This window comes from Bacillota bacterium (assembly GCA_040757205.1).
Classification (GTDB): domain Bacteria; phylum Bacillota; class Desulfotomaculia; order Desulfotomaculales; family Desulforudaceae; genus Desulforudis.
The window spans coordinates 64,793-90,813 of record JBFLXL010000005.1; the positions used below are offsets into that span (position 1 = coordinate 64,793).

Genomic DNA, 26,021 nt, shown 5'->3' on the forward strand with positions numbered 1-26,021 from the left:
AGGGTCGGGGGAGGCTCTCCGGTGGATGCGGGAGCGTTAAACCCCCCACACAGCGCAAATCCACCTTGTGCTGGCTCCGTGGTAAGGCTGGGGAACACGTGAAAGAGCCCCCAGCGGAAGAACTAATACCCCGCAGACCAAAGCGGGTTTTTTATTTTCGCCCGCTGCCGGCAAGTGAAAACTCCTACTTGATGATCTTCGACAGGATCGACTTCAGGAAACCCGGGAGACGAATGAAGTAAACGCGCAAGACCTTCCCCTCCTCCAGTCGTTATGGAGTATTCTATGGCTTTGGGGAGGCAAACGTGCCGTCAAAAAGAAACTCGGCCGCCGCTTCCAGCCCTGCCTCCAGGGACCCGTAAACCGGTACCGCCGGCAGGGACTCCAAGAATAGGGCGCCGTATCTTTTGCGCACCAACCGGTTGTCCAGAATGAACACCACGCCGCGGTCCGAGGTCGTGCGGATCAGGCGCCCGAAGCCTTGTTTAAGGCGGAGTACGGCTTGCGGCAAGCACAGGTCGTTGAAGTCACTCCGGCCCCGCCGGCGCACCTCCTCGCGCCGCGCCTGGAGCACCGGCCGGTTCGGCGGCTCAAACGGGAGCTTCACAATCACCAGGCAGGACAGCGCGTCCCCCGGAACGTCCACCCCTTCCCAAAAACTGGCGGCCCCAAAGAGCACCGCCTGGGGCGTGCTGCGGAAATGCTGCAGCAGGCGCGCCCGCCCCCCGTCGAGGCCGTGGCCCAACAGTTCCAAACCCTGCTGTTCCAGGACGGGTTTCAATCTTCTATATGCGGTGCGCAACGCTTTATGTGCGGTAAATAGTGCAAGCGTCCGCCCCTTGGTGATCCCGGCGATCCGGCCGAGAGCGGCGGTGACGGCGTCAAGGTAGGTCCCGTCCCCGTCTCCGGGGTCGGGCAGGTCGGTGACCACGTACAAAAGAGCCTGTTCGGCATAGGTGAAGGGGGAGCCGACGATCAGGCTTTCGCGGAGGTCACGCGGCACAGAAGAAAGGCCCACCCGCTCCTGGAAAAAAGCAAATGACCTTCGGACGGTCAGCGTGGCCGAAGTGAGAACGACCGGCTTGCCGGAGCGGAAGAGGCCGTCGTGAAGGAGCTCTCCCACGTGGACCGGCGCCGCGCGGAGCACGCCCCCCGCGGTGCGCCGCCCCCCGCCCTCCAGCCAGAAAACGTACCCGGGATCGGCGGCCGTACAAACAAAGTCCAGGTCGCCGGCCAGGCGCTTGCCGGCCGCCGACTCCAGGTCAAGCTCCAGCCGCAGTTCTTCCCGCACGGCGGGGACAGAGCCGCCGGACAGCCGTTCAATGGCCCGGGAGAGCCGCTGCAGGTAGGCCTCCAGGCTCCCGGCGAGTTCCAGGTGGCTTCCCGCCGTTTCCGGGCCCGACTGGAGGTCCCCCGGACCGAGGCGCACCACGGCGAAGTCATCGTCCGGGGCTTTTGTACGCAAAAGACGCGCGCCCAGCAGCGCAAAAAAATGCCGTGCCGCCGCCAGCAGCGCTTCCCCGTCGCGGAGAAACTCATCCCGGTTGTCGGGATAATGCCGGCCGATTTTGCCGGTCAGCCGGTTCAGTCCCTCCACCCACCTTTCGAATCCGGCCAGCGATAAGGTGGTCCCCAGTTGCTCGGTGGCCACGTCCTCAAGGTGGTGCGCCTCGTCCAGCACCAGGGCGCCGTATGTGGGCAGCAGCCGGTTTTCCATCCTCAGGTCGGAGAGCAGGAGCGAATGGTTGGTGATCACCAGGTGCGCCCGTTCGGCGGCCCGCCGGGCCCGCTGCAGAAAACAGGCATTGTTGAAGCCGCAGTGCGCATGCGCGCAGCCCCAGTCTCCGGCGGCCACACCGTCCCAGAACCCGCGCTCCCCGGGGCGCAGGCTGAGTTCCGCCCGGTCTCCGGTGCCGGTCAAGGTCAGCCACACCGCGATGCGGGCATACAAAAGACCCTCCTCGGGCTGAAAGCTCTGCCCATCTGCGGCCGCCCCCCAACGCCGCAGGCAAAGATAGTGCCCCCGGCCTTTCAGGAGCGCCGCCTTCAGCGGCGCTTCCAACGCCCGGCGGAGAACCGGCAGGTCTTTTTCCATCAGTTGGTCCTGAAGATTGATGGTGTGCGTCGATACCACCACCCGCCGGCGTGCGTCCAGGGCCCAGAGCGCGGCCGGGACCAGGTAAGCGAACGACTTGCCGGTGCCGGTGCCGGCTTCCACCGTGAGGACGGTCTCTTGCTCCAGGGCCCGTTCCACCGCCAGGGCGACCTGCATTTGGGGCTCCCGGTATTCGAAGCCGGCGAAGTGGCGGGCCAGTACACCGCCGGGACCCAAGACCGCCTCCACGGCCTGCGAGCCGAACTCTACTCCGGCTCCGCCCGCCGGATCCCGGGCGGGCCAATCGCTGACGCCTGCCGCTGTTGCCGCCGCCTGGATTCCGTGGTCCGGAAGGGTTTGGGCCCCCAAACGCACCACGGCGTCCACCAGGGGAAACCAGGGGGAACCCGGCGTTTGGGACAAGATGCGGTGCACAGTGGCCTGGGTGGTGAACTCGAGGCGGCAAAACCTTTCCAGAAGGGCCGCGAACAGCCCGGCCGCCGCCCGGGCGTCCCCGAGGGCGCGGTGGTCCGGCCGCTCGGGCAGGTCCAGGTGCGCACACAAAAATTCCAGGCGGTACGAGGGCAGTCCGGGCAGCACCAGCCGCGCCAGGTCCGCGGTGTCATACGCCCGCGCCGCCCGGTAACCGGCGTGACGGGCCAGGAAGGCCAGGTCGAAGTCCACGTGGTGCCCGGTCACCGGCCCGCTCCCGAGGAAGGCGGTCACCGCCGGGCGCACTTTTGCCCAATCCGGCGCGTCCGCCAGATCGGCGTCGTTCAGGCCGGTCAGGCTCTTGATCCGCGCCGGCAAAGGGCGCGACGGGCGCACCAGGGCGTGGAAAACCGCCCCGGATTTCCCGTCCTCGATGCGCACCATACCGACCTCCACAATCTCGTCCGTCTCAGGATCAAGGCCGGTGGTTTCCAAATCCAACACCACAAACGTGCGGGACACCGTTCACTCCCCTTGCTTTCGAGCTGGCGGCCCGCCCCTTTATTCCCGGCCGCGCATACCTCCGGACTCCGCCTCCGGGCGGGCCTCGCCGGTTGCTGCCGGCTGGTCCGGTTTTTCCGCCTTCGGTGTGCCTTTGGCACCCATTTCGTACCCGGCCAGTTTGGCCGTCAGCTCTTTGATCCGCCGGCCCATCCGGAACTGGCGCGCCATACCCAACACCAAAGCAATGAGGGCCCCCGCGAACACCGATCCGAGAACCACCAGGGAGAGGGAGATCTCCTTTACCCGCCAGAACAGGAACTCAATGGCCACCGGGTCCACGTTCTGCACCGCGAACACCGCCACCAGGAAGGCAAACAGCAATCCAAAAAACAAGAACATCTGCATTGTCCGCCCCTCTCCTTTCAAAAAAGCAGGACGCCAACAATTGCGCCAATGCCGCTGGAAACCCTATAATCTAAAAAACACCCGGAACGCAAAGATACTCAAATTCTACCACAACCGGGGGCGGAGGTGGGTCATGAGTGTGATAAAGGCCGGTATCTGCCAGATGCCGGTAACCATGAACAAGGAGCAAAACCTGGCCCGGGCCCGCGAGATGGCGTCCGAAGCCGCACGGGCCGGAGCCCGGGTGGTGGTGCTGCCCGAAATGTTCAATTGCCCCTACCGGCACGAGTTCTTCACCCGCTTCGCCGAAACATACCCGGACGGGGACACCTACCGGATGCTGGCGGGCACCGCCCGGGACTTGGGCGTGTACCTCATCGGCGGTTCAATTCCGGAAGCGGAAGAGGGACGCACGTACAACACCTGCTTCGTGTACGGCCCCGACGGGCGGATGCTGGGCCGCCAGCGCAAGCTGAACCTGTTCCGCATCGCGACGGAGGAACTGGTTTTTCGCGAATCGGACACCCTGTCCCCCGGAACGGGCCCGCCCGTGGTCTTTGTCACCCCCCTGGTCACCTTCGGCGTGGCCATCTGCTTCGACCTCCGGTTTCCGGAGCTGTTTTCGGACTTGGCGGCCCGCGGTGCGGAGCTGATTGTCGTCCCCGGCGCCTTCAACACCGTCACCGGCCCTCTGCACTGGGAACTGCTGTTGCGCTCCCGCGCCGTCGACAACCAGGTGTTTGTGGCGGGGGCCGGACCAGCCTGGACGAAAGACAGCCCGTACCCGTACCACGGCCACTCCTTGGTCGCGAGCCCCTGGGCCGAGGTGGTCGCCGCCGCCGATGAGCGGGAGAGGGTACTCCTGGCTGAAATAGACCTCGGCCGGGTCGCGGAGGTCCGAAAAAGACTGCCGCTATGCCGGAACGGAAAGTTTTCCATATAAAATTCTACATAAAATGTATGGTCAAAACCATTGCTGGTTATAATTCTACCGGACCCAGTAACAACCTAACTCCTCTCCCTTTCTGCTGTACCGCTTCGGTACAGCGTTTTTTATGCCCATCCAACGACCGTGGATTCGTCCCGCCGGGTTAAAGGCTGCACTTTATACCAGGCTTCTTAAGTCAGTGTCCCGGCCTTTAGCCTAATAACTAACAAGGCCCGGCAGGCCGGGCCTGAACATGCTGTTCTGGGACTCCCGATCCACAGAGGGCGTCAGGAAAGTGAGGTGATGTATTTTTCGGCCCAGATGGCCGCTATCGCTCCGTCACTCACCGCGGTGGCGATCTGCCGGAGCGGGGTGCGGCGCACGTCGCCGACCGCGTAGATCCCAGGCCGCGAGGTGCGCATGTGCCAGTCGGTGATGATAAACCGGCGGTCATCAAGGTCCACGAGCTTCTCAACCAGGTAGCTGTTCGGTTTGATGCCCACGTAGACGAACACCCCGTCCACCTTGAGATTCCACTTTTCACCGGTCTGGACGTTTTCCAGCACGATTCCGTCCACCGCCTTGTCCCCGCTGATGGCCAGCACCTTGGTCTGGGGGACCGTTTCAATTTTCGGGTTTTCTTCAATTCGCCGCTGCCCCACCCGCGAACGCTTGATGCTCTCCCGCGGATGCACCAGGTATACACGGGAGGCGAACCGGGACAGATAGTGCGCCTCCTCAACGGCGGCGTCCCCGCCCCCGACCACGGCCACCGGCTGGTCCCGGAAAAAGGCGCCGTCGCACACCGCGCAATAGGAGACACCGCGTCCCCGCAGGCGGTCCTCGCCCTCCGCCCCAAGGGGGCGCGGTCCGGTGCCGGTGGCGATGACCACCACCCGGGTGGAGACCTCCCCGTCACGGGTGCGCAGGCGGTAGAAGCCGTTGTCCGGCGCAATCTCGTGCACTTCGTTGAACTCTATGGTCAAGCCGACTTGAAGGGCGTGCTCTTCCATCCGCGCGATCAGGTCGGGGCCGCTGATACCGCCCGGAAACCCGGGGTAGTTGTCGACCTTCTCGGCGGAAAGCACACTGCCGCCCAGGGCGCTCCGCTCGTACAGCACCACGTCCAGGCCCGACCGCACGGCGTATATCCCGCAGGTCAGGCCCCCGGGGCCACCGCCGATAATGACCAGGTCTTTCATCAGATTGATCACCTCATAGACTAAAATGATGGTCCGCCGCCCGCCTCCAGTTCCCGGGCCGCGGCCAGCGCCCCGAGTTTTGCATATTCCCGGGAAAGACCCCCCTGCAGGTAGACCGCAAAAGGCGGGCGGAGCGGAGCGTCGGCGGTTAGTTCCAGCGACGCGCCCTGCACGAAGGTGCCGGCGGCCATCACCACCCCGTCCCGGTAGCCGGGCAGGGGCGCCGGTTCGGGCACGGCGTGGGCGTCCACCGGAGAAGCTTTCTGAATCCCCCGGCAAAAGGCAATCACCCGCTCGGCCGTCCCCAGGCGGACGGCCTGCACGATATCGGTGCGCCGGTCCGCAAAGCCGGGCCGGACCTCATAGCCGAGCCGCTCAAACAGGCGGGCGGCGAATACCGCCCCTTTCAGCGCCTCGGCCACGAAATGCGGGGCCAAATACAGGCCCTGGAACAAGAGCCGCAAGTCGCCCAGCGAGGCCCCCACCGCCCGGCCCAGCCCCGGAGCGGTGAGCCTGGCGGCCGCCAGTTCCACACACTCCGCCGAACCGGCCAGGTAGCCGCCGCTCGGCGCCAGCCCGCCGCCGGGGTTCTTGATCAGCGACCCGCATACCAGGTCCGCTCCCACCGCGCACGGTTCCCGCGCTTCGGTGAATTCCCCGTAGCAGTTGTCCACCACCACCCGGACCCGCGGAAACCGCAGTTTCACCGCGCCGATCAGCCGGGCCATCGTATCCAGGTTCAAGGGCGACCGCCACTCATATCCCCCGGACCGTTGCAGGAGCAGCACCCTGGCCCGCGGGCCGAGCGCCGCGACCAACGCCTCCAAATCGGGCTCCCCGTCCGCCTCAAAATCCAACCGGCGGTAACCGACGCCCATTTCCGCCAAGGACCCCGGAGCCTCCCGGACACCGATCACCCGCTCCAGGGTGTCGTACGGTTTGTTCACCGCCACCAGTTCGTCCCCGGGGCGCAAAAGCCCGAACAACCCGACCGCCAGCGCGTGGGTGCCGGATACGATCTGCAGCCGAACCAAGGCCGATTCGGCATCGAAAACCCGCGCAAAGACCTGCTCCAGCACTTCCCGGCCCACGTCGCCGTATCCATAGCCGGTGGTGCCCCGGAAGTGGACTTCGCTCACCCGGTGTTCATGAAAGGCGGCCAGCACCTTCCGGTGGTTAAAGGAAGCCGTCTTTTCAATTTCGCGGCAGACTTCCGCGATTTCCCGTTCGACCTCGTCGGCCAATACCAACAACCGGTCGTTCATCTGCTTCTGGGAGGCCGCTGCAAAACTGCGCCTGGCAAAAGAGAGGTGTGAAGTGAGAGGTTGGAAGTGGGATACTTGAAGGAATTCGCAAAACGAATTCCTTCGAAATTCTCACCTCGCACTTCACACCTCTCACTTCTCAACGAGGGGGCCCCTACGGTCCGACATTTCTCGGTTCGGGTGCCCCGCCGGTGTTCACCGGCCGGGATGGGCTTACCGTAGAAATCGCGTGTTTGTAAACCATCAACTGTTTGCCGTCGCTCTCCAGGATCACGGTGAAGTTGTCGAACCCCCGCACCGTGCCTTTGAGTTGAAAACCATTTACCAAGAAAATGGTGACCGGTATGTTCTCCTTACGCAACTGGTTCAGAAAAGCGTCCTGAAGGTTGATCTGCGTTTTGCTCATCAGGGTGCCTCCATGGTAGATTATCTTAGTTTATCGTTCGCCGGAACCGAGAGTACTCCTGCTCAATAGAGGCAACAATTTCTCGGGCCGCTCCCGCCGGGCCGCCGCATTCCTCCACGTCGAGCCAGCGGATCCGCTCGTCCCTCCGGAACCAGGTGAGCTGGCGCTTGGCGAACCGGCGGGTGTTCCGTTTCAGTATCCGGATTGCCTCCTCAAGGGTCAGTTCCCCGCGCAGATGGGCGGCGATCTCCTTGTACCCCAACCCTTTCATCGCCGTTAGTTCGGGACCGTAACCCTTTGCCAGCAGGGCCTCCACCTCCCGTACCAGCCCCGCCTGAACCATGGCGTCGACTCTCGCCTCGATCCTCCGGTAGAGCCGGGCCCGGTCCATGTTCAGCCCGAACATCACCGGAAGGTATTTGGGCGCCCCGCCCCGCCGGCCCGGATGGCGGCTGAAAGGGATCCCCGACTGGTAATACACCTCCAGGGCCCGGACGATCCGGCGCTGGTCGTTCGGATGCAGCCGCCGGGCGGTAACGGGGTCGACCACCGCCAAGTGGCGGTGCAGGCGCACAGTTCCGTAAAGCTCCGCCGTTTCCTGCAGCCGGTTTCTGAGCCCCCGGTCGGCCTGCACCCCAAACCGGTAGTCCTCGACCACCGACCGGATATAGAACCCCGTACCGCCGACCAGCAACGGGACCCGGTTCCGCCCCAGGATGTCGGCAATCCGCTCCCCGGCCAGTTGCTGGTACCGCACCACGTTGAACTCCTCATCCGGGTCCGCGACGTCGATCAGGTGGTGCGGCACACCGCGCCTCTCGGATGCGGACGGTTTGGCCGTGCCGATATCCATCCCCCGGTAAACCATCATCGAATCGGCCGAGACGATCTCCCCACCGCAAGCCAAGGCGACGTCGATACCGGCCTCGGTTTTTCCCGTAGCCGTGGGTCCGGCGATTATGACCAAGAGGAGCGGCCCGCTCACGGCTCATCCCCGTCCAGCGCGATGATCCCGTAGGCCACGGGCGAATAGCGGCCCCCGGTGATCTGGCGGAAGCCCAGACGCTCAAATTCGGGGCTGCCCGCCCGCTCCTTCAGCACCACCCTGCGGCGCGCGACGCGAACCGCCTCGTCGACCGACTCGGGGTCGAGTGGGCGCGTGTCGGCCAAGGGACGGAGCGATTCCATCGCGCTCGAAGCGTGACGGGGCCTCCGGAACATGGGATCGAAATAGACCACGTCGAAGCTTCGATCCTCAAGAAGCCGCAGGTACTCCCGGTGATCGGCGGTCACGACTTCCACCCGCCGCATCGCCCGGGCCAACGGACCGTCGTGCGGGCCATGCTCCAGACCGTGCCGCACCAGCAGGGCCACCACGGACACCGCTTCCAATCCCACCACGCTTCCCCCGTCGCCCACCACGTGCCCGGCGACCAGGGCGTCGGCTCCCAGGCCCAGCGTACAGTCCAGGACACTGTCTCCGGCCTTGAGCCCCATAGCCTGTATCATCTGGTCAGTTTTCCCAGCCTCTATTCTTCTTATGCGCACCTTGCCCAGCCCGGGGTGGAAGAAGAACTCCCTTCCCGCAAACACCAGTCCCACGCGCCGTCGGGACACCACCACCACCGCCTGCGCCCCGTGTTCCCCGCGCAGGGCCTCCAGGCTTTCACGGCTGCGGGGCACGTACGGCACACCCAACGTCCGGCTTATCTCTTCGGCATCCAGCCGCTCCGCATGACGCGGCCGGGCGGATGTGGTGACCAGGATGTTCACGGCGCCGCTCATTCGCGCCGAAACCGCCGCGCAAGTTCCGAAAAACCAAGCCTGATGAAGGTGGGACGGCCGTGCGGGCACGAGTAAGGTTCGGTACAGCGCCCAAGGTCCGCCAGCAGCGCGGCCGCCTCCGGGCCGGACGGCTTGTCCCCGCCGCGGACCGCCCGGTGGCAGGCCAGGACCGCCGCCACCACCCGGCGGAAAGCATCCGTGTCCACCGGCCGTTCCAGGGCCAGCCGGTCCAGAATGTCGTTGAGCAGGGCGGTTTCCACACCCGGCCGCAGGAAGGAAGGCACCGTCCGGATCACCCAGGCGCCTTCCCCGAACGGGTCGACCTCAAAACCGGCCGGCCGCAGGAAGGAGCCGTACTCTTCAAGGATTTGCGCCTCACGTTCCCGTATTTCCGCCGCCACCGGGACCACAAGCTGCCTCCCGGCGGACTGCTCCAGCGCGCGCAAGTACCGCTCGAACAGGACCCGCTCGTGCGCCGCGTGCTGATCCAAGACGTAAAGGCCGTCGGCCCCTCCGGCCAGGATGTAGGCGGGCGGCAGAAAGCCCAGGGGCTCCAGTTCCGGGAATTCCGGGTAGCCGGTGCTTTCCTCGCGCAGTTGGGCTTCCCTGCTCTGGAGCGTCATCTGCAACGGTATCCGGTACTCGGCCTCCATACCGGAAAAACCGGCGGAGGCCGGCGGTGCGCAACCGCTTCCCCGGACCGGCATTTCCGGACGCAGGGCCTCGCGCACCGCCCGCTGCACCAAAAGATACACGTCCCGGGGCCGACTGAAGCGGACTTCGTGCTTCGCCGGGTGAACGTTGATGTCCACCAGTTCGGGCGCGACCGACAGGTGCAACACCAATACCGCGTGCCGGCCCGCCGGCATCACGCCGTGCAGCGCCTCTTCGGCCGCCGTTCCCAGATAGGCGCTGCGGATGTACCGGCCGTTCACGAAGAACACCTGGTGCCGCCTGCTGCTCCGCGACACCCCGGAACGGCCCACGCAACCCCACACCCCGAGCCCCTGATCCGCAAGCCTTACCGGGACCATCTCCCGGGCCACCGCGGTCCCGAACACCGCGCCGACCGCGTCCAAAAGGTCGCCGGAACCGGAAGTCGCCAGCACCCGGCGGCCGTTCGCGGTCAGGCGGAAAGCAACGTCGGGCCGCGACAGGGCCAGGCGGTCCACCATCTCCGAAATCAGCGCTCCCTCGTGGGCGGCACTCCGGATGAATTTTCTGCGGCCCGGGGTATTGAAGAAAAGATCGCCGACGGTAACCACCGTGCCGGGAGCACCACCGAATACACCGGTGGAAAGCGACCGCCCGCCCTCAGTGGTCAGGACAGTTCCGGCGGGCAGTTCCGCCGGGCGGGTTTGAATCGTCAAGCGGGAAACGGCCGCGATGCTGGGCAGGGCCTCCCCCCGGAAACCCAAAGTCCGGACGGTCTCCAGGTCGGCCGCAGCGCGGATTTTGCTGGTGGCGTGCCGCTGGAGGGCCAGTTCGGCGTCGGCCGGTTCCATCCCGCACCCGTCGTCGGTGACCGTGATCCGCTCCAGGCCGCCGGCGGCGATGTCGATGTGCACCACGCGGGCCCCGGCATCAAGTGCGTTTTCCACCAATTCCTTGACCACCGCCGCCGGCCGCTCCACCACCTCGCCGGCGGCGATCCGGGAGACGGTCTCAACGTCCAAAACCCTAATCCGCGCCAAGCTCTTCACCTACCCTGTAAATAGCCCTCTCCCTCTGGGAGAGGGTAAGGGTGAGGGGTATTCGCGAATCCTTTCCGGCACGCCGCCATCCTCTCCCGCCCGGGAGGCTAAGGGGGACAGTCCCCTTCCGCCGCCGTTTCAGCCGTTCCCCTCGCTTCCCCGGCTCTCTTTTTGCATTCCGGCCGGGGCTAAGGGAGACTGTCCCCCTGGGGCCGCCGGCGCCTGTCCCCTTCCGCGCCCGTCCGCTCCCGCGCCAGTGCCCTTTGCCACTCGTCGAGCTTGCCGAGCGCTTCGAGCGGCGTCATATTCAATACGTCCAGGCGGCGCAGTTCACTCACCACCGGGTGTTCCTTCTGCCGGGGGAACAGTTCGAGTTGCGTCGTCGCGCTCCGTTTCCAGCGCTCGACCGCCTGGCCGTTCTCCAGCCGCTCCAGGACTTCCCGGGCCCGGGCGATTACCGCGGGCGGCAATCCGGCCAAGCGGGCCACCTGAATCCCGTAGCTGCGGTCAGCCTTCCCCGGGACCACCCGGTGCAGGAACACGATCTCGTCGCCATCCTCGGACACGGTCACGGTGTGGTTCATCACCCCCGAAAGCGCGTCCAGGGTGGTCAGTTCGTGGTAGTGTGTGGAAAACAGGGTCTTTGCTCCGACCCGCCGGTGCAGGTATTCAATCAGCGCCCGGGCCAGGCTCATGCCGTCGTAGGTGCTTGTCCCGCGCCCCACCTCGTCCATAACGATCAGGCTCGCCGGGGTGGCCTGCTCCAGGATCGTCCGGCACTCGTTCATTTCGACCATGAACGTGCTCTCCCCGCCCGCCAGGTTGTCGGCCGCCCCCACCCTGGTAAAAATCCGGTCCACCACCCCGATCTCGGCCGCCTCCGCCGGCACAAAGCTGCCCACCTGGGCCATCAAGACGATCAGGGCGACCTGGCGCATGTAGGTGCTCTTTCCGGCCATGTTCGGTCCGGTCAGGATCATGATCCGGCAGTCTCCATCCAGCAGGGCGTCGTTCGGCACGAACCGGCCGGGTCCCAGCACCCGCTCCACCACCGGGTGCCGCCCGCTCTTGATCCGGATCCGGTCCGTACCGTCCACCACCGGCGCGGTGTAGTTCTCCCTCACGGCCGCCTCGGCCAGGGAGGCAAGGGCGTCGACACCGGCCACCGCCCGCGCCGACCGCTGAATCCGGGCCAGTTCGGAGTGCACCCGGTTCCGGAGTTCCCCGAACAGGTGGTACTCCAACTCCACCAGCCGTTCCCGGGCCCCCAGGACCAGGCTTTCGTATTCCTTCAATTCGGGGGTGATGTAGCGCTCCGCATTCACCAGGGTCTGCCGCCGCCGGTAGTCTTCCGGAACCAGGTGCTGGTTCGCCCTGGTCACCTCGATGTAGTAACCGAATACCCGGTTGTAGCCCACCTTCAGGGACCGGATTCCGGTCCTCTCCCGCTCCTCGGCCTCCAGTCCGGCCAACCACGCGCGCGCCTGGGTGCTCGCCGCCCGCAGGCGGTCCACCTCCGGGTCGTAGCCCGGACGGATAAGCCCGCCCTCCCGCAGGGACAAGGGCGGGTCGTCGGCCAGCGCCCCTTTCAAGAGGTCCACGATCTCACCGGGCGGATCGATATCGGTCGCCAGGCGCCCCAGGAGTCCCGGTTCGTTTGGCAGCAGTTCCCGCACCCGGAATATCGCCTCCAGCGAGGACAAAAGCGAGAGCAGATCCCGGGCGTGGGCCGTGCCGTAGGCCACCCGCCCGGCCAGGCGCTCGGTGTCGTACACGCCTTTCAACTGTTCCCGCAGTGTTTCGCGCTTAATCCGGTCGGCGGTGAGTCTCCCGACCGCGTCCAGCCGTTCCCGGATTTCCTCCACCGCCAGCAGCGGCTGCTCCAGCCATTCGCGCAACCGCCTGCCGCCCATGGCCGTGACCGTATGGTCCAGCACTCCCAGCAGCGTGTGCCGGCGGCCGCCGTCCCGGCCCATGGTGAGTTCCAGATTGCGCCTGGTGGCGCCGTCCAGGAGCATGTGCCGTTCCGGCAGGGGCGCGCGCACGTGACGGAGGTGGGTGAGTTCGCGTTTCTGGGTCTCATTCAGGTATAGCAGCAGTACACCGGCCGCTTGCCTGGCGGCCGGGTGCCGCGCCCAAGAGGCGGACGCAACGGCCTCCGGCCCGAAGTGGGATTTCAATGCCCCGGCGGCCTCATCGCGGTAGGAATCCGGCGCGGCCGTAATCACGGCGGGCCGGTGGTCTCCGAATCGTTTGGGGACCTCGGCCGTATCAGGAGGAAGGCCCGCCAACAGCACCTCCCGCGGCGCCAACCGGGCCACTTCCTCCACCAGCCGCGGCCAAGCTGCGTCCCCGGTGTACGTGGCCACAATAAAGTCGCCGGTGCTCACATCGGCGGCCGCCAGTCCCCAGCCGTGGCCCGCATACCCCAGGGCCGCCAGATAGTTGTTGCCCCGTTCGTCCAGCAGTTGTTTTTCAATCACCGTACCCGGGGTGACCACGCGGGTCACCTCCCGGCGCACCACACCCCGGGCCGCCTGGGCCTCCTCGACCTGTTCGCAGATCGCCACCCGGTACCCCCTGGCCACCAGTTTCCCCAGGTAGTTGTCCACCGCCTGCACGGGTATGCCGCACATGGGCACCCGCCCCAGTTCCCCGGCGTCCCTCCCGGTGAGGGCGACTTCCAACACGGGCGCGGCCTTCTCGGCGTCCTCGAAAAACATCTCGAAGAAATCACCCATTTGGAAAAACAGGATCGCATCCGGATACCGGTCTTTGACCTCCCGGTACTGCCGCATCATGGGAGTGAGGGCCACCAGCCATACCTCCACCGGGCCAAACTACTGGGGTCATTATAACATGACGGTTGGCGCCTAGTTTTTTGTCAACCCAAGCAGGACTTTTAATTGACCAAGACGAATGGACAAAACTGGCTAGTTAAATTGTTCCTTGTTCCCCATTATTCGACACTACCCGAGGGGTTGGGATTCATTGCAGAGCGCCGAGAGACTGGCCGGATACCTCGCCCGCGAGCTTTCCCTTGACGCCCGCCAGGCCGACCGCCTGCGGTTCGGCGCCGAAACCGTCTTTTCCACCGTGCTGGGCACGGCGGCTATCGCGGTCTTGGGGTACCTGCTGGGCAGCTTGGCGGAGTCCTTGACCGCCGCCGCGGCTTGCGCCGCGGTACGCAGTTTCGCCGGGGGCGCCCACTGCTCCACGCCCTGGCGTTGCGCCCTCACCTCGGGCGCGGCCTTCGCCGGTCTCGGTCAAGCGGCTGTTGTGCTCCCGCCGCACCTGAACGGGACCGAACCCCTGGCCGTCATCCTTTGCGGCGCAGCCAGCGCCCTTATGGTCTTCAGACTGGCGCCGGTGGACAACCCGGTGAAGCCGATCGCGGACCCCGATCGCCGCGGCCGGCTGAGGAAACGCGCCCTGCAGTCCGTGTTTCTCGTCACGGCCCTTTTGCTGATCCTCGTTCAGTTGACCGCGGCCCCCGGGCTCTTCCTGGCCGGCGGATTCGGCCTCGTCTGGTCGGGCCTGATCCTGACCGGCCCGCTCCACCGCCTGATGGCCCTGGCGGACAGAGTTATGGGCTTCTTTGGCCGCCTGCTAGGGCGGACTCCGGTATCCCCAGCCGGTTAAGATTAGGAGGTGATTAATGATGGGCCGTCTTAAACTGCCGCTGCTGTTGGCGCTCACGACCTTGCTCTCGCTGTTCAGCCTGGTGGGTTCCGCTTCCGCCTGCGGCTGGCTGCATTACCAGCCGCGCCCGCCGTTGGAGTAAGAGACATCGCCTTTGGAGCCCGGGGAGGCCTACCGCCTCCCCGGCACTCCCGGGCCACAATAACTCGAGGAGGCGGTTTCGTGCCGATTCACCCCACCGTGGCTATCCTGCAGGGGCTTCCGGAATCCGTGGTATTTGTAGGCCTGGTTTTTGGCCTGCTCGGCGCCGGGTTTCATCCGGGCCGGACGGCCTTTTTGGGCGTGCTCCTGCTGTTTCTAAGTTTTACTGTGCGGGCCATGGGCGCCCCTTTCCCGGCCCACGCCCTGTTTAATATGATCGTGATGTCGGTGGTAATCAGCCTTTGGAGCGGGTTGGCGCTGCAGCGGGTGATCTTCGCCTGGGCGGCGGCGCTGACGTTGCTGATTGCGGCCGAGGTCTCTTCCACACTACTGATCCAGCACCTGGCCTGGATGACCGTGGATGAACTGGCGGCCCGCCCGATCCTCTGGGCACTCGCCGGCTGGCCTCAGATTATCGTGCTGGCAATTGCGGCGGTCTGGGCGTACCGGCACGGCGGGCTCAAACCTTTCAAAGGAGCCGCCGGCTGATGGCGTCGCCCCGGGCCGGTGAACATAACGAGCCTCCGGCATCACTCCGTGAGCTTTTCTCCACCGCCGTCCTAACGTCCACCCTGGTCAAGGCCCTGGCCCTGGCGATGTTGTGCTCCCTGCTCTGGGATTTGCCGTGGACCAGCCCTCTGAGTTGGGCCGGCTTGGCCCTTCTGGTCCTGCTGTTCGGCGCCGCCGCCTACGGCCTGGAAGCAAAACTCCTGCGAGTCGCGCCCCGGTCGGTGCCGGCCGACCTGGCCTACGCGGTCTTCTCCCTGGCTCTGGTGTTCATCGTCCTGCTTTTGGCCCGGCAGTATTTCAGCCACCTGAACGCCCTGCTTTTCTTCCCGGTGGTGATTTCCGCCCTGCTCCTGGGCCGGCGGGGTCTGGTCACGGCCTTCGCCGGCGTTTTCTTGATTCTGCTGCTCGACCTCCTCTATCAGGTTCAAACCACCTCTTGGTACCTGGCCGACAACATTCTGACCGCTGCGGTGATGCTCTTCGTGGCCTGGCTGGTGGGCGAAGCCACCGAGTTGAACCGGCGCACCACATGGTCGCTTTCCGAACACTCCCACCTGCTTCAGACCGTCCTCGACGCCCTGCCGGCCGGAATACTCACCCAGGATCACGAGGGACGGGTTATTTCCGCGAACCGTTATCTCCGGCGGCTGGTCGGCGCCGGTGCGACCCCTGGAGAAACCGGTACGGGCGGCGGGCCGGCGGACAACCGGCTGGAGGCGATCCGAGAGTTGGCCGCCGACCCCGAGTCCCCGGTGCAGACCGGCGAAATCGTCGGCCCCGACGGCGCAGCGGTGCCGGTTAAGGTCAGCCGCCACCCGGTGGCGCTCTATGACCGCCATGTACAGGTGATTCTGGTCCAGGACCTTTCGGACCGGGAGAAGCTCCGCGAACTGGATCTGATGCTCCGCCGCGTCCTTGAGGACTGGGAAGTGGGCGTGGTTTTTCTGGACGGTGACAACCGGGTGCGGGTCCACAACGAGGCAGCACGGAAATACCTGAGGCTTGGCCCGGACATTGACGGCAGCGATGGAAACGATATTCTCCAACGCGTGCAGGAATCCGTTACGGCCGCCGGTGGCCGCCCTGAGGGGACCCGTACACCGGAAGCGGCATTCGACGGCCGGTACCTGCTGGTGAACCGGACCACGTGGCCCAAATCACCGGACGGACGGCCCTGGACCGTAATCACCGTTCACGACCTCACCGAACGGAGAAAGGCCGAACTCGAACTCCAGCGGGCCCGCAGCCTGTCGTCTCTTGGTCAGGTGGCGGCTGGAGTAGCCCACGAACTGCGCAACCCGCTCGCGTCGATCAAAGGCTTCGCCCAGCTGGCCGGCGAGCAGGAAGATGTGGGCAGAATCAAGCAACACTTGGACATTATTCGGCGTGAGGCCGGCCACATGCAAGAAATCCTGGACCGGTTCCTGCTCATGTCCCGGCCGTCGCGGCCGGCCCGCCGGGTGGTGGACCTTCGGGAGACAGTCATAACGGTGTGGGAACTTCTTTACAGCGACAGCCTTCGTCGCCGGATCCGGCTGGAAAAAGAACTGCCGCCGGACGTGCTGATCGCCGAGGTCGACCCCCAGTTAATCCGCCAGGTGCTGCTGAACCTGGTGACCAACGCTCTCGAGGCCACCCCGGCCGGGGGAACCGTCCGGCTGACGGCCGGGGCGTCAGCCGGGGAGGTCCATCTGACGGTGAGCGATACCGGAAGCGGTATCCCGCCGCAGCTCCTGGACGATATCTTCACGCCCTTCTTCACCACCAAGGACGACGGCACCGGCTTGGGGCTTTCTATCTGCAACGAGATGGTAAAGAACCACGGCGGCACCCTGAAAGTGGAGTCCTCGGAGGCCGGTTCCTCTTTCCGCGTAATCCTGCCCCTCATCCGACCCGAGCAAGCCGGATCAGCAGTCCTAAGCTAAAAAAGGGGACAGTCCCCCTTTTTCCCTTTTGACTTTCAAATTGGCCCTAGGTGCGGAAGGGGACGTGGGTGCGACAGCACGGCAGAGAACCGTCCCTTGTCGCAGGAAAAAGGAGGACAGTCCCCCTTTTTGACCGGCAGAGAACCGTCCCTTGTCGCAAAAGTAAAGGGGTCGGGAATATCTCTCCCGACCGCCTCTTGAATCAAAACGATTTCTGGTTTTGCAACACTCTACTAGGATGTCGGCCCACACCCGGTGGGCCCGCATGTCGCTCACCCGCTCGGGGTGCAGGTGTTTCCGGTGATGGCCTGCTGCAAAATCCGGTTGACGTCATTGATCATCTGGTGAAATTGGCGCTGTGCCTCCATAAATTCCTTGATCTTCGGGTTTTCGGTCATCCGCTGATGTAGGTTCACCAGCTCGTCCTGTTCTTCGCCCGTGAGCTTCCGGCCCGTCGAGCGCGCCTCAGCCATCACGCGCTGCTTCACCTGGAACTCCTGGATCATGCCGGCGGCCGCCTGATCGGCGTGCACACTCGCTTCCGTTTCCCGCATCTTGTGCAGTTCCGTGGACTGGGAAATCTCGTGGCCGAGTTCCATCGCTTTTAGGATTACCGACACTACTGTCACCTCCTCAAAACCTCTGCGGCTTGCAAGACAAAACGACGAGACCTTGCACTACGCAGGAGGCCTCGGTGATTTCCTTGCTGATTATTGACCTATTATAACGGAAGCCGGGAAAAAAATGCAACCCCCCCGACCCCTATCCCGACCAGGGGTCGGTCTCGCCCCGGAGGTAGGCGTCGATGGTCCGCGCCGCGGTCCGCCCGGCGCCCATGGCCAGGATGACCGTGGCCGCCCCCGTCACCACGTCCCCGCCGGCGAACACCCCGCGGCGGGTGGTCGCCCCGGTCGCCGGGTCGGCAACGATCGTCCCCTTCCGGCTGGTGTCCAGCCCCGCGGTGGTCGCCTGGATCAACGGGTTGGGCCGCTGCCCGATGGCGATGACCACCGTGTCCACGTCCAGCATAAACTCGGACCCCGCCACCGTTTCCGGCCGGCGGCGCCCGGAGGCGTCCGGTTCGCCCAGCTCGCAGCACAAACACTCCAGCCGGCTCAGCCATCCGGTCTCACCGGCCTCGTACCGTACCGGCACGCTCAGGAACTGGAACCGCACCCCTTCCTCCGCCGCGTGGTGCCGCTCTTCCAGACGGGCCGGCATTTGGGCCTCGGTGCGCCGGTAAACAATCCGCACGTCTTCGGCACCCAGGCGCAGCGCCGTGCGCGCCGCGTCCATGGCCACATTGCCGCCGCCCAGCACCACCACCCGCCGCCCGATCAATACCGGGGTGTCGTATTCGGGGAACTGGTAGGCGTGCATCAGGTTCACCCTGGTCAAGAAGCCGCTCGCCGACTTGATGCCGGGCATGTTTTCGCCCGGCAGGTCCGGGAACAGCGGGGAACCGGCACCCGTGCCGATGTACACGGCCTCGAACCCCTCGTCGAAAAGCTCGTCGATGGTGACTGTCCGGCCCACCACCACGTTGCACTCGATCCGCACGCCCATGCGCCGCAAGACGTCGATTTCGGCCTGCACCACCCGCTTCGGCAGGCGGAACTCCGGAATCCCGTAGGTCAACACGCCCCCGGGTTTATGCAGGGATTCAAAAATGGTCGCCGTGTGGCCCCGCCGGGCCAGGTCGGCCGCGCAAGTCAGCCCGCCCGGGCCCGAACCGACCACCGCCACCCGTTTCCCTGTTGGGGGCGCCACCAGGGGCGCTTCCCTGTCCCGCGCCAATTCGAAATCCCCCACGAACCTCTCCAGGCGGCCGATGGCCACCGGGTCATGTTTCTTGCCCATGGTGCAGAACTTCTCGCACTGGTTCTCCTGGGGACAGACCCGGCCGCAGACGGCCGGCAACAGGTTTTGCTCCTGGACTCTGGCGGCCGCCTCTTCGAACCGGCCGTCCCGGATCAGCCCGATGAAGGCCGGGATGTCCACATCGACCGGGCAGCCCTGCCGGCACCCCGCCTCTTTGCACTGGATGCAGCGCCGGGCCTCGGCCATCGCCTCTTCGGGGGTGTACCCCAGCGCGACCTCCGCAAAATCCCGTATTCTCTCCTGCGGATCACGGCAGGCCATCGGCACCCGCCGCGGGATGATCTTCTTCTTCTTACCGGCCCGCCCGTCGTCTCCCCCGCCTAGCATCGTCCGCCACACTCCGCCTCGTACCTGGCCAGCGCCTCCTGCTCCTGAGCGCGGTAGCGCTGCAACCGCTGGGCCAGTTCTGCAAAATCGACTTGGTGCCCGTCGAACTCCGGCCCCTCGACGCACACAAACCGGGTCTCCCCGCCCACCGTAACGCGGCAGGCGCCGCACATCCCGATGCCGTCGACCATAATCGGGTTTAAGCTGACGATGGTCTTCAGGCCGAACTCCCTGGTCACGCCGCACACCGCCCGCATCATGGGGAGCGGCCCCACGGCCACCACCCGGTCGGGCGGGTATTCACGCCCGGCCACCTCCCGGAGTACGTCGGTGACAAAGCCCTTGCGCACGTAGGAACCGTCGTCGGTGGTGATCAGGAGTTCGTCCGCCGCCTCCCGCAGCCGGTCTTCCCAAAACAGAAGTTCCCTGGTCCGCGCCCCCACCACCGCGACCACCTCGTTCCCGGCCTGCTTCAGCGCCCGGCAGATCGGGTAGATGCAGGCCACGCCCACGCCGCCGCCGACGCAGGCCACGCGGCCGAACTTTTCAATCTCGGTCGGGTTCCCCAGCGGCCCGACGAAATCCAGGATGCCCGCACCTTCCTCCAGGCTTCCCAGCATCCGGGTGGTCTTGCCGACCTCCATAAAAACGACCGTAACAGACCCCCGCTCCGGGTCGCAGTCCGCTACGGTAAGTGGAATCCTCTCCCCCTTCTCGTACACGCGCAGCATCACAAACTGTCCGGCCCGGGCCTTTCTCGCCACCCGCGGCGCCTCGATTTCGAGGAGCTTCACGGACGCAGAAAAGACCTCTTTTCTCAAGATCCTGTACAAACGCTCCCTACCCCCTCGGCATACTCCCCCGGCATACTCCCCCGGGCAAACCCGCCCGCCGGATGCCCCCGGCCCCACCCAACACCCGGCAGATCCGCCGGGGAATCCCCCGGTCCTGTCACACAACCGGTTCCTTTCAAAACTTGTAGGAAAAGCCACCGGCGGGCTGTCCCCACCTCATGCACCTTGTACGGTGATCATCTCGTTCTATCTTAGTAATTTTACCATAACCCACCCGCACTGTGAACCGACTGGTTGACCGGTATATAATATTTTGTGTGTGACCCACGGTCCGTTCTTGCGCTCAGTCCGCCACCGCCACCCGGCCCGCCAGGTAGGTGAGGTGCCCGTCCTCGACCCGCACCCGGACCAAACGCCCGGCTAAACCGGGCTCCCCGGGGAACGCCACCGTCTTGTTGGTGCGGGTACGCCCGGATAAGAGGTCCGGTCTCGTGGCGCTCGGCCCCTCGACCAGCACCTCCAGGACTTTTCCCTCCTCGGCCCGGTTCCGGGCCAGACCGATGTTTTTTTGCACCCGGATCAATTCCTGGATACGCCCCGACTTGACGTCTTCCGGCACCTGGTCCGGCCACCCGGCGGCCGGGGTGCCCAGCCGCGGGTTGTACACGAAGGTGAAGGCCTGGTCATACCCCACCCGCCGCACCAAGTCCAGCGTATCCGCGAAATCCTCGTCCGTTTCCCCCGGGAATCCCACCATCAGGTCGGTGGTCAGCGAAACGTCCGGAATAGCCGCCCGGATCCTGGACGCCAGGTCCAGGTAGTCTTCCCGGGTATAGCCCCGGTTCATCCGCCGCAAGATCCGGTTCGACCCGGCCTGGGCCGGCAGGTGGATGTGCTCGCACACCTTCTCCGCCCCGGCGATGACTTCGATCAACCCGTCCGTGAAGTCCCGCGGGTGGGAAGTGGTGAACCGGATGCGCCAAAGGCCCTCCACCGCGTCCAGGCGCGCCAGGAGGGCCGCGAAGTCCACCCCTTCGTCCAGGTCCCGGCCGTAAGAGTTCACGTTCTGTCCGAGCAGGGTCACCTCGCGGTAGCCCGCCGCGGCCAGGGCGCGGACCTCGTCCACTACGGCCTCGGGCCGGCGGCTGCACTCCCGGCCCCGGACATAGGGCACGATGCAGTAGGTGCAAAAGTTGTTGCACCCGTGGATGACCGGCACCCAGGCCCGCAGGCCGCTCTTGCGGCGGACCGGCAGCCCCTCCGGCACGGCGCCGTCCGGCGGCCGCACGCCCCGAACCGGACGCCGCCCCGCCCGGACTTCCTCGATCAAGCCCGGCAGTTCGTGGCGGTTTTGGGTGCCCAGCACCAGGTCCACCACCGGAAAACGCCGGACGATCTCCTCGCCCATTCCCTCCTGCTGCGGCAAGCACCCCGAAACGGCCACGATCAGTGCGGGCTTGGCCCGCTTGTACCGGTTCAGGCTGCCCAGAAGCCCCCAGACCCGGTTTTCCGCGCTCCCGCGCACACAGCAGGTATTGATCAGCACCAGGTCGGCCTCCCCGAGGGACTCCGCGGGCTCATACCCCATCCCCTCGAGCAGGCCGGCCATCAGTTCGGAGTCAAACTCATTCATCTGGCAGCCGAAAGTCACCTGGTACACGAGTTCCGGTTTGCCTTCCAAACAGCAACCCCCCGCCTTCTATTCTACCCTGATTCCTGGTCCAAGACATCCGCCGCTTATATATGTCTTCACCGAAAAGAACATCTCTCCCTCTCTTTGAACCGGAAACTGCCGGCGGTCATGCGGCCCTGATCAACGCCTTTCACCGTATAGACCGCGGCTTCTGAACAGATACTAATCGTGAACATCTGTGCCGGACACGTCCGGTCAAGGAGTGAAGACTTGTGTGGCCGAGCAGGGAAGACCGGGATGACGAACACGTGGTGGCCCGCACCAAGACCGGTGGCGCCGTCCCGAGCACGCCCGTGCATGAACCTGACGGCGCGGCGGAAGCGGCCGACGGCCTGATTGAAGGCCTCATCAACGACCCCACCCTTGAAAACCGTTAGAGGAGGAAGAAGACCTTGACCGCCAAGAGGAAGGAAAAACGCAAGAAACAAGACGGGAAGAAAGCTCCGGTAGGCACGAACCAGCCGGTCGGCGCTGATATCGCTCCGGATTGCGTTGCTCAAGACCTGACCGGCTACCGGGTACCCTTCAACAAAAAGAAATAGCGCACCCCAGCCGCTGCCGGTTCCAGTTACTGGCAGCTCTTTCTTTCCCGCTTCAAACCGGAGAGGAATTCACCTCCCCGGTGACGAAGACCCATAGGCAAGGTGGGGGGTGTCAAGCCAAGCATCGCCCGCAAAATGATCATAACCATTGGGTTTTGATTTACCGCCTTCAGCTTTTTCAACCCTTGGCCGTTAGTATTGCCGTCAGTTTCGCGGCTTGCTCCTGGATATAGAGTTGGTCCCTTTTCCCCCTGGGACGGTCAAGGTCTATCCTAGCCATGATTCTGCCCGGCTCTCCGGCCAGAATGATCGCTGTATCGGCAAGCAGCACCGCATCCTGCGGCTCATGGGTAACATAGATCATGGCGGCTGGGTGCCATGCCAGCAATTCCAACAGCATCTGCTGCAAAGAGCCTTTAAGTCCCAGGTCCAATCCTGTGAACGGCTCGTCCAACAGAAGCAGGTCTGGTTCGAGGATAAAGGCCCTGGCTATCGCCACCCTTTGCCGCATCCCGCCGCTTAGCTGGGCTGGGTAATAATGCTCAAAACCCTGCAATCCCAGCCTCTTGAGCATTGCCGCAGCTCTTTCTGCCTGTTCTTTGCCTGTCAGCCCTTTATTGTTTTTGAGCACAAGGGTTATATTAGCCAGGGCTGTCCGCCACGGGAGCAACCTGGGTTCTTGGAAAATAAAGCCGATTTTTTGCCGGTCAGACCGTACTTCCCCGGCATCAGGTTTAATGGTGCCGGCGGCGATGCGCAGGATTGTAGTCTTGCCAATCCCCGAAGGGCCCAGGATGGCTAAAATCCGGTTGTCCTCCAAGTGGAAGGAAATAGCCTCCAAAATGGTGCGATTGCCAAAGGACTTGGTGACTTTTTCAAATTCCAGCATTGCGGGTTACCTCCCAGCCTGCCACGTTAACAGGTGTTTTCTTGCCAGATGGAGCAGGCCTCCTTCAATAATTAAAACAGCGGTAGCCATCACCAGCATCCAGGCAAAGATCGCCCCTGTCGCCATATGTACCCTGGCTATACTCAAGGCCTGTCCAATCCCTGTATTCAGGCCCACAATGATCTCGGCCATGATCATTAGCCGCACAGTCAGGCCTGCAGCCAGCAGGATATTTGGCAAAACCGCGAATATTACCGCAGGCAGGTATCCCTCCCGCAACTGCACTGCCTTTGATACTTTAAAAGCCCCCAGCATCTCCAACAGATCCCTATCCACCGATCTCACAGCAGTCACTGTTCCGCCATAAAGCAAGGGAAACCCTAGGGCTACCGCTATCGCCACCGTTTGCACGCTGCCGCCGCCGAACAAAAATATCACCAGCAAGGTCAAAGCCACCGGAGGGATGGCAATCAGGATATCTTTTACTGGTTTTATGAGCTGTTCCAGCCATGGGTTGAACCCGGCCAGCATTCCCACAGCTATGCCGGTAATTGCCAACAATCCCAGGGCGATCAGCACCCGGTAAAAAGTATGATATAAATCAGCTATTGCATTAGGCGAGGTAAACAAGCCAATCGTTACCGTCAGGGTCTCGCCTGGCGAGGGCACAAAAACCGGGCTGTAGACCAGGGACATCACTTGCCATGCCACCGCTAAGGCTAAAACGCCAAGGGCCATCCAAAAATAAGATACCATCGTCTTTGCTTTCAATAGCTTAATCATTCGCCCAAACCCGCCGCTTTTGTTTTGCCCGGCAGTCTCCATAGCCGCAAATATCTGGCAACAGGCTTTACTAATGCCAATTCTACACTGGCGACCACCAGCAGGCAGACCGTCACCCAGGCAAAAAGCTCCGCTGTGTCCAGGCTAAATCGCGTCAGGGCCATGGCATAGCCTACCCCGTCGTTGCTCCCTAGGAGTTCAGCCATAATTGTCTTGCGAAAGGCAGTGCCGGCGGCAAAAGCAAAGCCGGCTAAAATCGCGGTGGCCAGAGCCGGCAGGTAAACGCTCCACCACAGATGACACTTTGAAATCCGGTAGACTGCAGCCATCTCTAAGAGTTGCTCATCTATTAACCCCACCCCTTCTACAACACTGATATACATGATGGGAAAGGTAAAGAGAGCGGTGATGAAGATGGCCACCTCAGACCCTACCCCGAACCACACCATTGCCAGCATCACTACTACCACGGATGGAAAGCTAAGCAATGCTCCGATCAAGGGTTTAAGCAGGTAATAAAGGGGCTTGCTGAAACCGGCGGCGGCGCCGGCAAAAAAACCCAGCGCCGCGCCGATGGCAAATCCAGTCAAAGACCTGTGCAAAGAGACACCAAGATGTTGCCATAATTTTCCTGTTTCCGCCAGGTAGGCCAGGCTGCTAACGATCGCATTGAGGTGGGGCAAGGCCCCGGCGGCAACCCTTACGGCTAAAATCTCCCACACCAGCAAGATAATTATTATTCCCGCCAAGTAGAGAGGTTTATTTAGGTTGCCAATAGAAGCCTGCATCCGGCAATTTCCCTCCGATAATATCGGGTGCCAATTCCTGCAGCTTGCTGAAGTAAAACTCCAGCTCCCGCCTGACATCTATGGCCGGGACCGCTCTTAACTCAGAAAACCTGAGGGCGCTTGCAGCCGCCGGGGCTCTTAAGCCCTCAATCCCCTTTTCGGCCAGGGCTCCCATCTCGTCCGGGTTTAATACAGCCCAGGCAGCCGCCTGGCTATAGGCCGCGCTGAAAGCCCGGATCAGGTCATCCCGGCCTGCAATTGCAGGCAACGCTACGATGCCGGCCTGGGGCATCCGGTCGGCAGTCCCTGTCACCTCTCCCCAAACTTTCCGCAAAGGAATCAGTCTTTCCAGGGTCCTTCCCTCCTGGCGGGCCTTGAGCAGGGCCGAAGTCGCAGCAGGCTCCGACAACACGGCAAACCTGGCCCTGCCCGTTGCCAATAGGCCTGCCGCTTCCATTGCAGAAGGGACATACTCGATTTGTAGGTCCCTGGCAATATCCAGACCCTTCCCAGCGGCCAAGAAGCGAAAAATAAGATCGGGGGTATCTCCTCTGGAAGGAATGATGAGCCTCTGCCCTTTAAGATCTTCCAAGGATTTGACCGGTGCCCCTCTCTCTCCGACGATATAGAGGTTGCCCCAAACAGAAACATTGACCAGCTTGAGTTTGATCCCGCTGTTATAGAGATTAGCCGCCACATATGTAGGCATGGCCGCAAAGTGCATCTCCCCGGTTAGGGCCTGGGCCCGCAGCATATCCACCGTGCGGGCGATATGCACTTGGGTCTGGCTGGTGATACTGCTCAGGGCATCGGTATCCTGCAGGCGAAAGAAGGGGAAAGTTAACGGAGCTATCGGCCCGAGTACATTTAACCGGTCCAGCTTGCTGATCAGGGAAACCCTCCTGGCACTGCCGTCCCAAGTTACCCCGTATCCCAGGGACTCGCTGATAAACCGCAAGGGGACCAAAGTGCGCCCTCCTGCTGTGACCACCGGGGAATCAAGGGCTACTTGCCGGCCATTATGGATGGCCTTGTCCGCGCCGACGGATAGGACAATCCTGTTGCCGCCTTTATCGACTGTTACGGTTCGCCGGGCTGCATTCCAGTCCACATTAGCCCCGGAAATACCGGCAATCGCTTTTAGCGGCACCATGACCCTCCCCCTGACTATTTGCGGGGCCACATCAGATATCACCGGTCTCCCGTCTATTCTAACGGTGACATCCCTGCCGGCAGCCATAGCAGTTTCGCTTGCTGCGGCTGCCAGCAATACCGCCAAGAAAAGTACCAATACCTTTAGTAACCGGTTACGAACCATAGAATCCATCTC

At 63.7% G+C, this 26,021-nt stretch carries 24 protein-coding genes; 7 read left to right on the top strand and 17 right to left on the bottom strand.

Going from position 1 to position 26,021, the window contains the following annotated elements; translation table 11 throughout:
* Positions 1-283: 283 nt before the first annotated feature.
* Both AB1402_05635 and AB1402_05640 read right to left on the bottom strand, forming a co-directional pair.
* Entirely contained in the window at positions 284-3,049 is a 2,766-nt protein-coding gene (locus tag AB1402_05635) for a helicase C-terminal domain-containing protein (protein ID MEW6541078.1), read from the bottom strand.
* 39 nt (positions 3,050-3,088) lie between these two features.
* Positions 3,089-3,436, bottom strand: a complete 348-nt coding sequence (locus AB1402_05640) for a LapA family protein (GenBank protein ID MEW6541079.1) — start codon at positions 3,434-3,436, stop codon at positions 3,089-3,091.
* A 133-nt stretch (positions 3,437-3,569) separates the two neighbouring features.
* Between AB1402_05640 and AB1402_05645 the strand changes: the two genes are divergently transcribed.
* Positions 3,570-4,379 carry a carbon-nitrogen hydrolase family protein gene (locus tag AB1402_05645; protein MEW6541080.1) on the top strand — a complete coding sequence of 270 codons (810 nt, stop codon included), beginning with the start codon at positions 3,570-3,572 and terminating at the stop codon, positions 4,377-4,379.
* A gap of 272 nt (positions 4,380-4,651) precedes the next feature.
* Here AB1402_05645 and AB1402_05650 read toward each other — a convergent pair whose 3' ends face one another.
* The 7 genes from AB1402_05650 to mutS all read right to left on the bottom strand — a co-directional run bounded on the left by AB1402_05650 (position 4,652) and on the right by mutS (position 13,532).
* A complete protein-coding gene (locus tag AB1402_05650) occupies positions 4,652-5,566 on the bottom strand; it encodes an FAD-dependent oxidoreductase (protein ID MEW6541081.1) in 915 nt (304 codons plus the stop codon).
* 20 nt (positions 5,567-5,586) lie between these two features.
* Positions 5,587-6,831 carry a methionine gamma-lyase family protein gene (locus AB1402_05655; GenBank protein MEW6541082.1) on the bottom strand — a complete coding sequence of 415 codons (1,245 nt, stop codon included), beginning with the start codon at positions 6,829-6,831 and terminating at the stop codon, positions 5,587-5,589.
* Between the two features lie 154 nt (positions 6,832-6,985).
* Positions 6,986-7,237 (bottom strand): RNA chaperone Hfq, encoded by a 252-nt coding sequence (hfq, locus tag AB1402_05660; GenBank protein MEW6541083.1) that lies wholly within the window; start codon positions 7,235-7,237, stop codon positions 6,986-6,988.
* 25 nt (positions 7,238-7,262) lie between these two features.
* A complete protein-coding gene (miaA, locus tag AB1402_05665) occupies positions 7,263-8,222 on the bottom strand; it encodes a tRNA (adenosine(37)-N6)-dimethylallyltransferase MiaA (protein ID MEW6541084.1) in 960 nt (319 codons plus the stop codon).
* Positions 8,219-9,022, bottom strand: coding sequence for a class I SAM-dependent methyltransferase (locus tag AB1402_05670; GenBank protein MEW6541085.1), 804 nt, complete (start codon positions 9,020-9,022; stop codon positions 8,219-8,221). Before AB1402_05670 ends, miaA begins: the two co-directional genes overlap by 4 nt.
* Positions 9,019-10,716, bottom strand: a complete 1,698-nt coding sequence (gene mutL / locus AB1402_05675) for a DNA mismatch repair endonuclease MutL (GenBank protein MEW6541086.1) — start codon at positions 10,714-10,716, stop codon at positions 9,019-9,021. The genes AB1402_05670 and mutL overlap by 4 nt, the downstream gene beginning before the upstream one ends.
* 188 nt (positions 10,717-10,904) lie before the next feature.
* A complete protein-coding gene (gene mutS / locus AB1402_05680; GenBank protein MEW6541087.1) occupies positions 10,905-13,532 on the bottom strand; it encodes a DNA mismatch repair protein MutS in 2,628 nt (875 codons plus the stop codon).
* Positions 13,533-13,707: 175 nt separating this feature from the next.
* Between mutS and AB1402_05685 the strand changes: the two genes are divergently transcribed.
* From AB1402_05685 to AB1402_05700, 4 genes are all read left to right on the top strand, one after another.
* A complete protein-coding gene (locus AB1402_05685) occupies positions 13,708-14,358 on the top strand; it encodes an accessory gene regulator B family protein (GenBank protein MEW6541088.1) in 651 nt (216 codons plus the stop codon).
* A 19-nt stretch (positions 14,359-14,377) separates the two neighbouring features.
* A complete protein-coding gene (locus AB1402_05690) occupies positions 14,378-14,500 on the top strand; it encodes an AgrD family cyclic lactone autoinducer peptide (GenBank protein ID MEW6541089.1) in 123 nt (40 codons plus the stop codon).
* Positions 14,501-14,580: 80 nt separating this feature from the next.
* Positions 14,581-15,048, top strand: a complete 468-nt coding sequence (locus AB1402_05695) for a hypothetical protein (GenBank protein MEW6541090.1) — start codon at positions 14,581-14,583, stop codon at positions 15,046-15,048.
* On the top strand, positions 15,048-16,994 hold the full coding sequence (locus AB1402_05700) for an ATP-binding protein (GenBank protein ID MEW6541091.1): 1,947 nt from the start codon (positions 15,048-15,050) through the stop codon (positions 16,992-16,994). Before AB1402_05695 ends, AB1402_05700 begins: the two co-directional genes overlap by 1 nt.
* Before the next feature lie 272 nt (positions 16,995-17,266).
* Here the strand turns inward: AB1402_05700 and AB1402_05705 are convergent, their stop codons facing one another.
* The 4 genes from AB1402_05705 to miaB form a co-directional block, all read right to left on the bottom strand.
* Positions 17,267-17,614: a YlbF family regulator gene (locus tag AB1402_05705; protein MEW6541092.1), complete on the bottom strand. Its 348-nt coding sequence runs from the start codon at positions 17,612-17,614 to the stop codon at positions 17,267-17,269.
* Positions 17,615-17,756: 142 nt separating this feature from the next.
* Entirely contained in the window at positions 17,757-19,202 is a 1,446-nt protein-coding gene (gene gltA, locus AB1402_05710) for an NADPH-dependent glutamate synthase (GenBank protein ID MEW6541093.1), read from the bottom strand.
* Positions 19,196-20,035, bottom strand: a complete 840-nt coding sequence (locus AB1402_05715) for a sulfide/dihydroorotate dehydrogenase-like FAD/NAD-binding protein (GenBank protein ID MEW6541094.1) — start codon at positions 20,033-20,035, stop codon at positions 19,196-19,198. Before AB1402_05715 ends, gltA begins: the two co-directional genes overlap by 7 nt.
* A gap of 304 nt (positions 20,036-20,339) precedes the next feature.
* Positions 20,340-21,677, bottom strand: a complete 1,338-nt coding sequence (miaB, locus tag AB1402_05720) for a tRNA (N6-isopentenyl adenosine(37)-C2)-methylthiotransferase MiaB (GenBank protein MEW6541095.1) — start codon at positions 21,675-21,677, stop codon at positions 20,340-20,342.
* Positions 21,678-21,901: 224 nt separating this feature from the next.
* On the opposite strand from miaB, the gene AB1402_05725 reads away from it, so the two are divergent.
* Both AB1402_05725 and AB1402_05730 read left to right on the top strand, forming a co-directional pair.
* A complete protein-coding gene (locus AB1402_05725; GenBank protein ID MEW6541096.1) occupies positions 21,902-22,066 on the top strand; it encodes a hypothetical protein in 165 nt (54 codons plus the stop codon).
* A gap of 15 nt (positions 22,067-22,081) precedes the next feature.
* Positions 22,082-22,231 carry a hypothetical protein gene (locus tag AB1402_05730; protein ID MEW6541097.1) on the top strand — a complete coding sequence of 50 codons (150 nt, stop codon included), beginning with the start codon at positions 22,082-22,084 and terminating at the stop codon, positions 22,229-22,231.
* Between the two features lie 178 nt (positions 22,232-22,409).
* On the opposite strand, the gene AB1402_05735 is transcribed toward AB1402_05730, so the two are convergent.
* From AB1402_05735 to AB1402_05750, 4 genes are read right to left on the bottom strand one after another with little or no spacing between them, the layout of a single operon-like run.
* Positions 22,410-23,120 carry an ABC transporter ATP-binding protein gene (locus tag AB1402_05735; protein ID MEW6541098.1) on the bottom strand — a complete coding sequence of 237 codons (711 nt, stop codon included), beginning with the start codon at positions 23,118-23,120 and terminating at the stop codon, positions 22,410-22,412.
* Positions 23,121-23,126: 6 nt separating this feature from the next.
* Positions 23,127-23,903, bottom strand: a complete 777-nt coding sequence (locus AB1402_05740; protein MEW6541099.1) for an ABC transporter permease subunit — start codon at positions 23,901-23,903, stop codon at positions 23,127-23,129.
* Positions 23,900-24,691, bottom strand: coding sequence for an ABC transporter permease subunit (locus tag AB1402_05745; protein MEW6541100.1), 792 nt, complete (start codon positions 24,689-24,691; stop codon positions 23,900-23,902). The genes AB1402_05740 and AB1402_05745 overlap by 4 nt, the downstream gene beginning before the upstream one ends.
* Positions 24,663-26,018: an MqnA/MqnD/SBP family protein gene (locus AB1402_05750; protein ID MEW6541101.1), complete on the bottom strand. Its 1,356-nt coding sequence runs from the start codon at positions 26,016-26,018 to the stop codon at positions 24,663-24,665. The genes AB1402_05745 and AB1402_05750 overlap by 29 nt, the downstream gene beginning before the upstream one ends.
* Positions 26,019-26,021: the final 3 nt, after the last annotated feature.

Bases quoted from the DNA above. Each gene is read 5' to 3' on its own strand.
- AB1402_05640 (MEW6541079.1), bottom strand. From the start codon at position 3,436: ATGCAGATGTTCTTGTTTTTTGGATTGCTGTTTGCCTTCCTGGTGGCG.
- AB1402_05645 (MEW6541080.1), top strand. From the start codon at position 3,570: ATGAGTGTGATAAAGGCCGGTATCTGCCAGATGCCGGTAACCATGAAC.
- AB1402_05650 (MEW6541081.1), bottom strand. From the start codon at position 5,566: ATGAAAGACCTGGTCATTATCGGCGGTGGCCCCGGGGGCCTGACCTGC.
- AB1402_05655 (MEW6541082.1), bottom strand. From the start codon at position 6,831: ATGAACGACCGGTTGTTGGTATTGGCCGACGAGGTCGAACGGGAAATC.
- hfq (MEW6541083.1), bottom strand. From the start codon at position 7,237: ATGAGCAAAACGCAGATCAACCTTCAGGACGCTTTTCTGAACCAGTTG.
- AB1402_05670 (MEW6541085.1), bottom strand. From the start codon at position 9,022: ATGAGCGGCGCCGTGAACATCCTGGTCACCACATCCGCCCGGCCGCGT.
- AB1402_05690 (MEW6541089.1), top strand. From the start codon at position 14,378: ATGGGCCGTCTTAAACTGCCGCTGCTGTTGGCGCTCACGACCTTGCTC.
- AB1402_05700 (MEW6541091.1), top strand. From the start codon at position 15,048: ATGGCGTCGCCCCGGGCCGGTGAACATAACGAGCCTCCGGCATCACTC.
- gltA (MEW6541093.1), bottom strand. From the start codon at position 19,202: ATGCTAGGCGGGGGAGACGACGGGCGGGCCGGTAAGAAGAAGAAGATC.
- AB1402_05735 (MEW6541098.1), bottom strand. From the start codon at position 23,120: ATGCTGGAATTTGAAAAAGTCACCAAGTCCTTTGGCAATCGCACCATT.
- AB1402_05740 (MEW6541099.1), bottom strand. From the start codon at position 23,903: ATGATTAAGCTATTGAAAGCAAAGACGATGGTATCTTATTTTTGGATG.
- AB1402_05745 (MEW6541100.1), bottom strand. From the start codon at position 24,691: ATGCAGGCTTCTATTGGCAACCTAAATAAACCTCTCTACTTGGCGGGA.
- AB1402_05750 (MEW6541101.1), bottom strand. From the start codon at position 26,018: ATGGATTCTATGGTTCGTAACCGGTTACTAAAGGTATTGGTACTTTTC.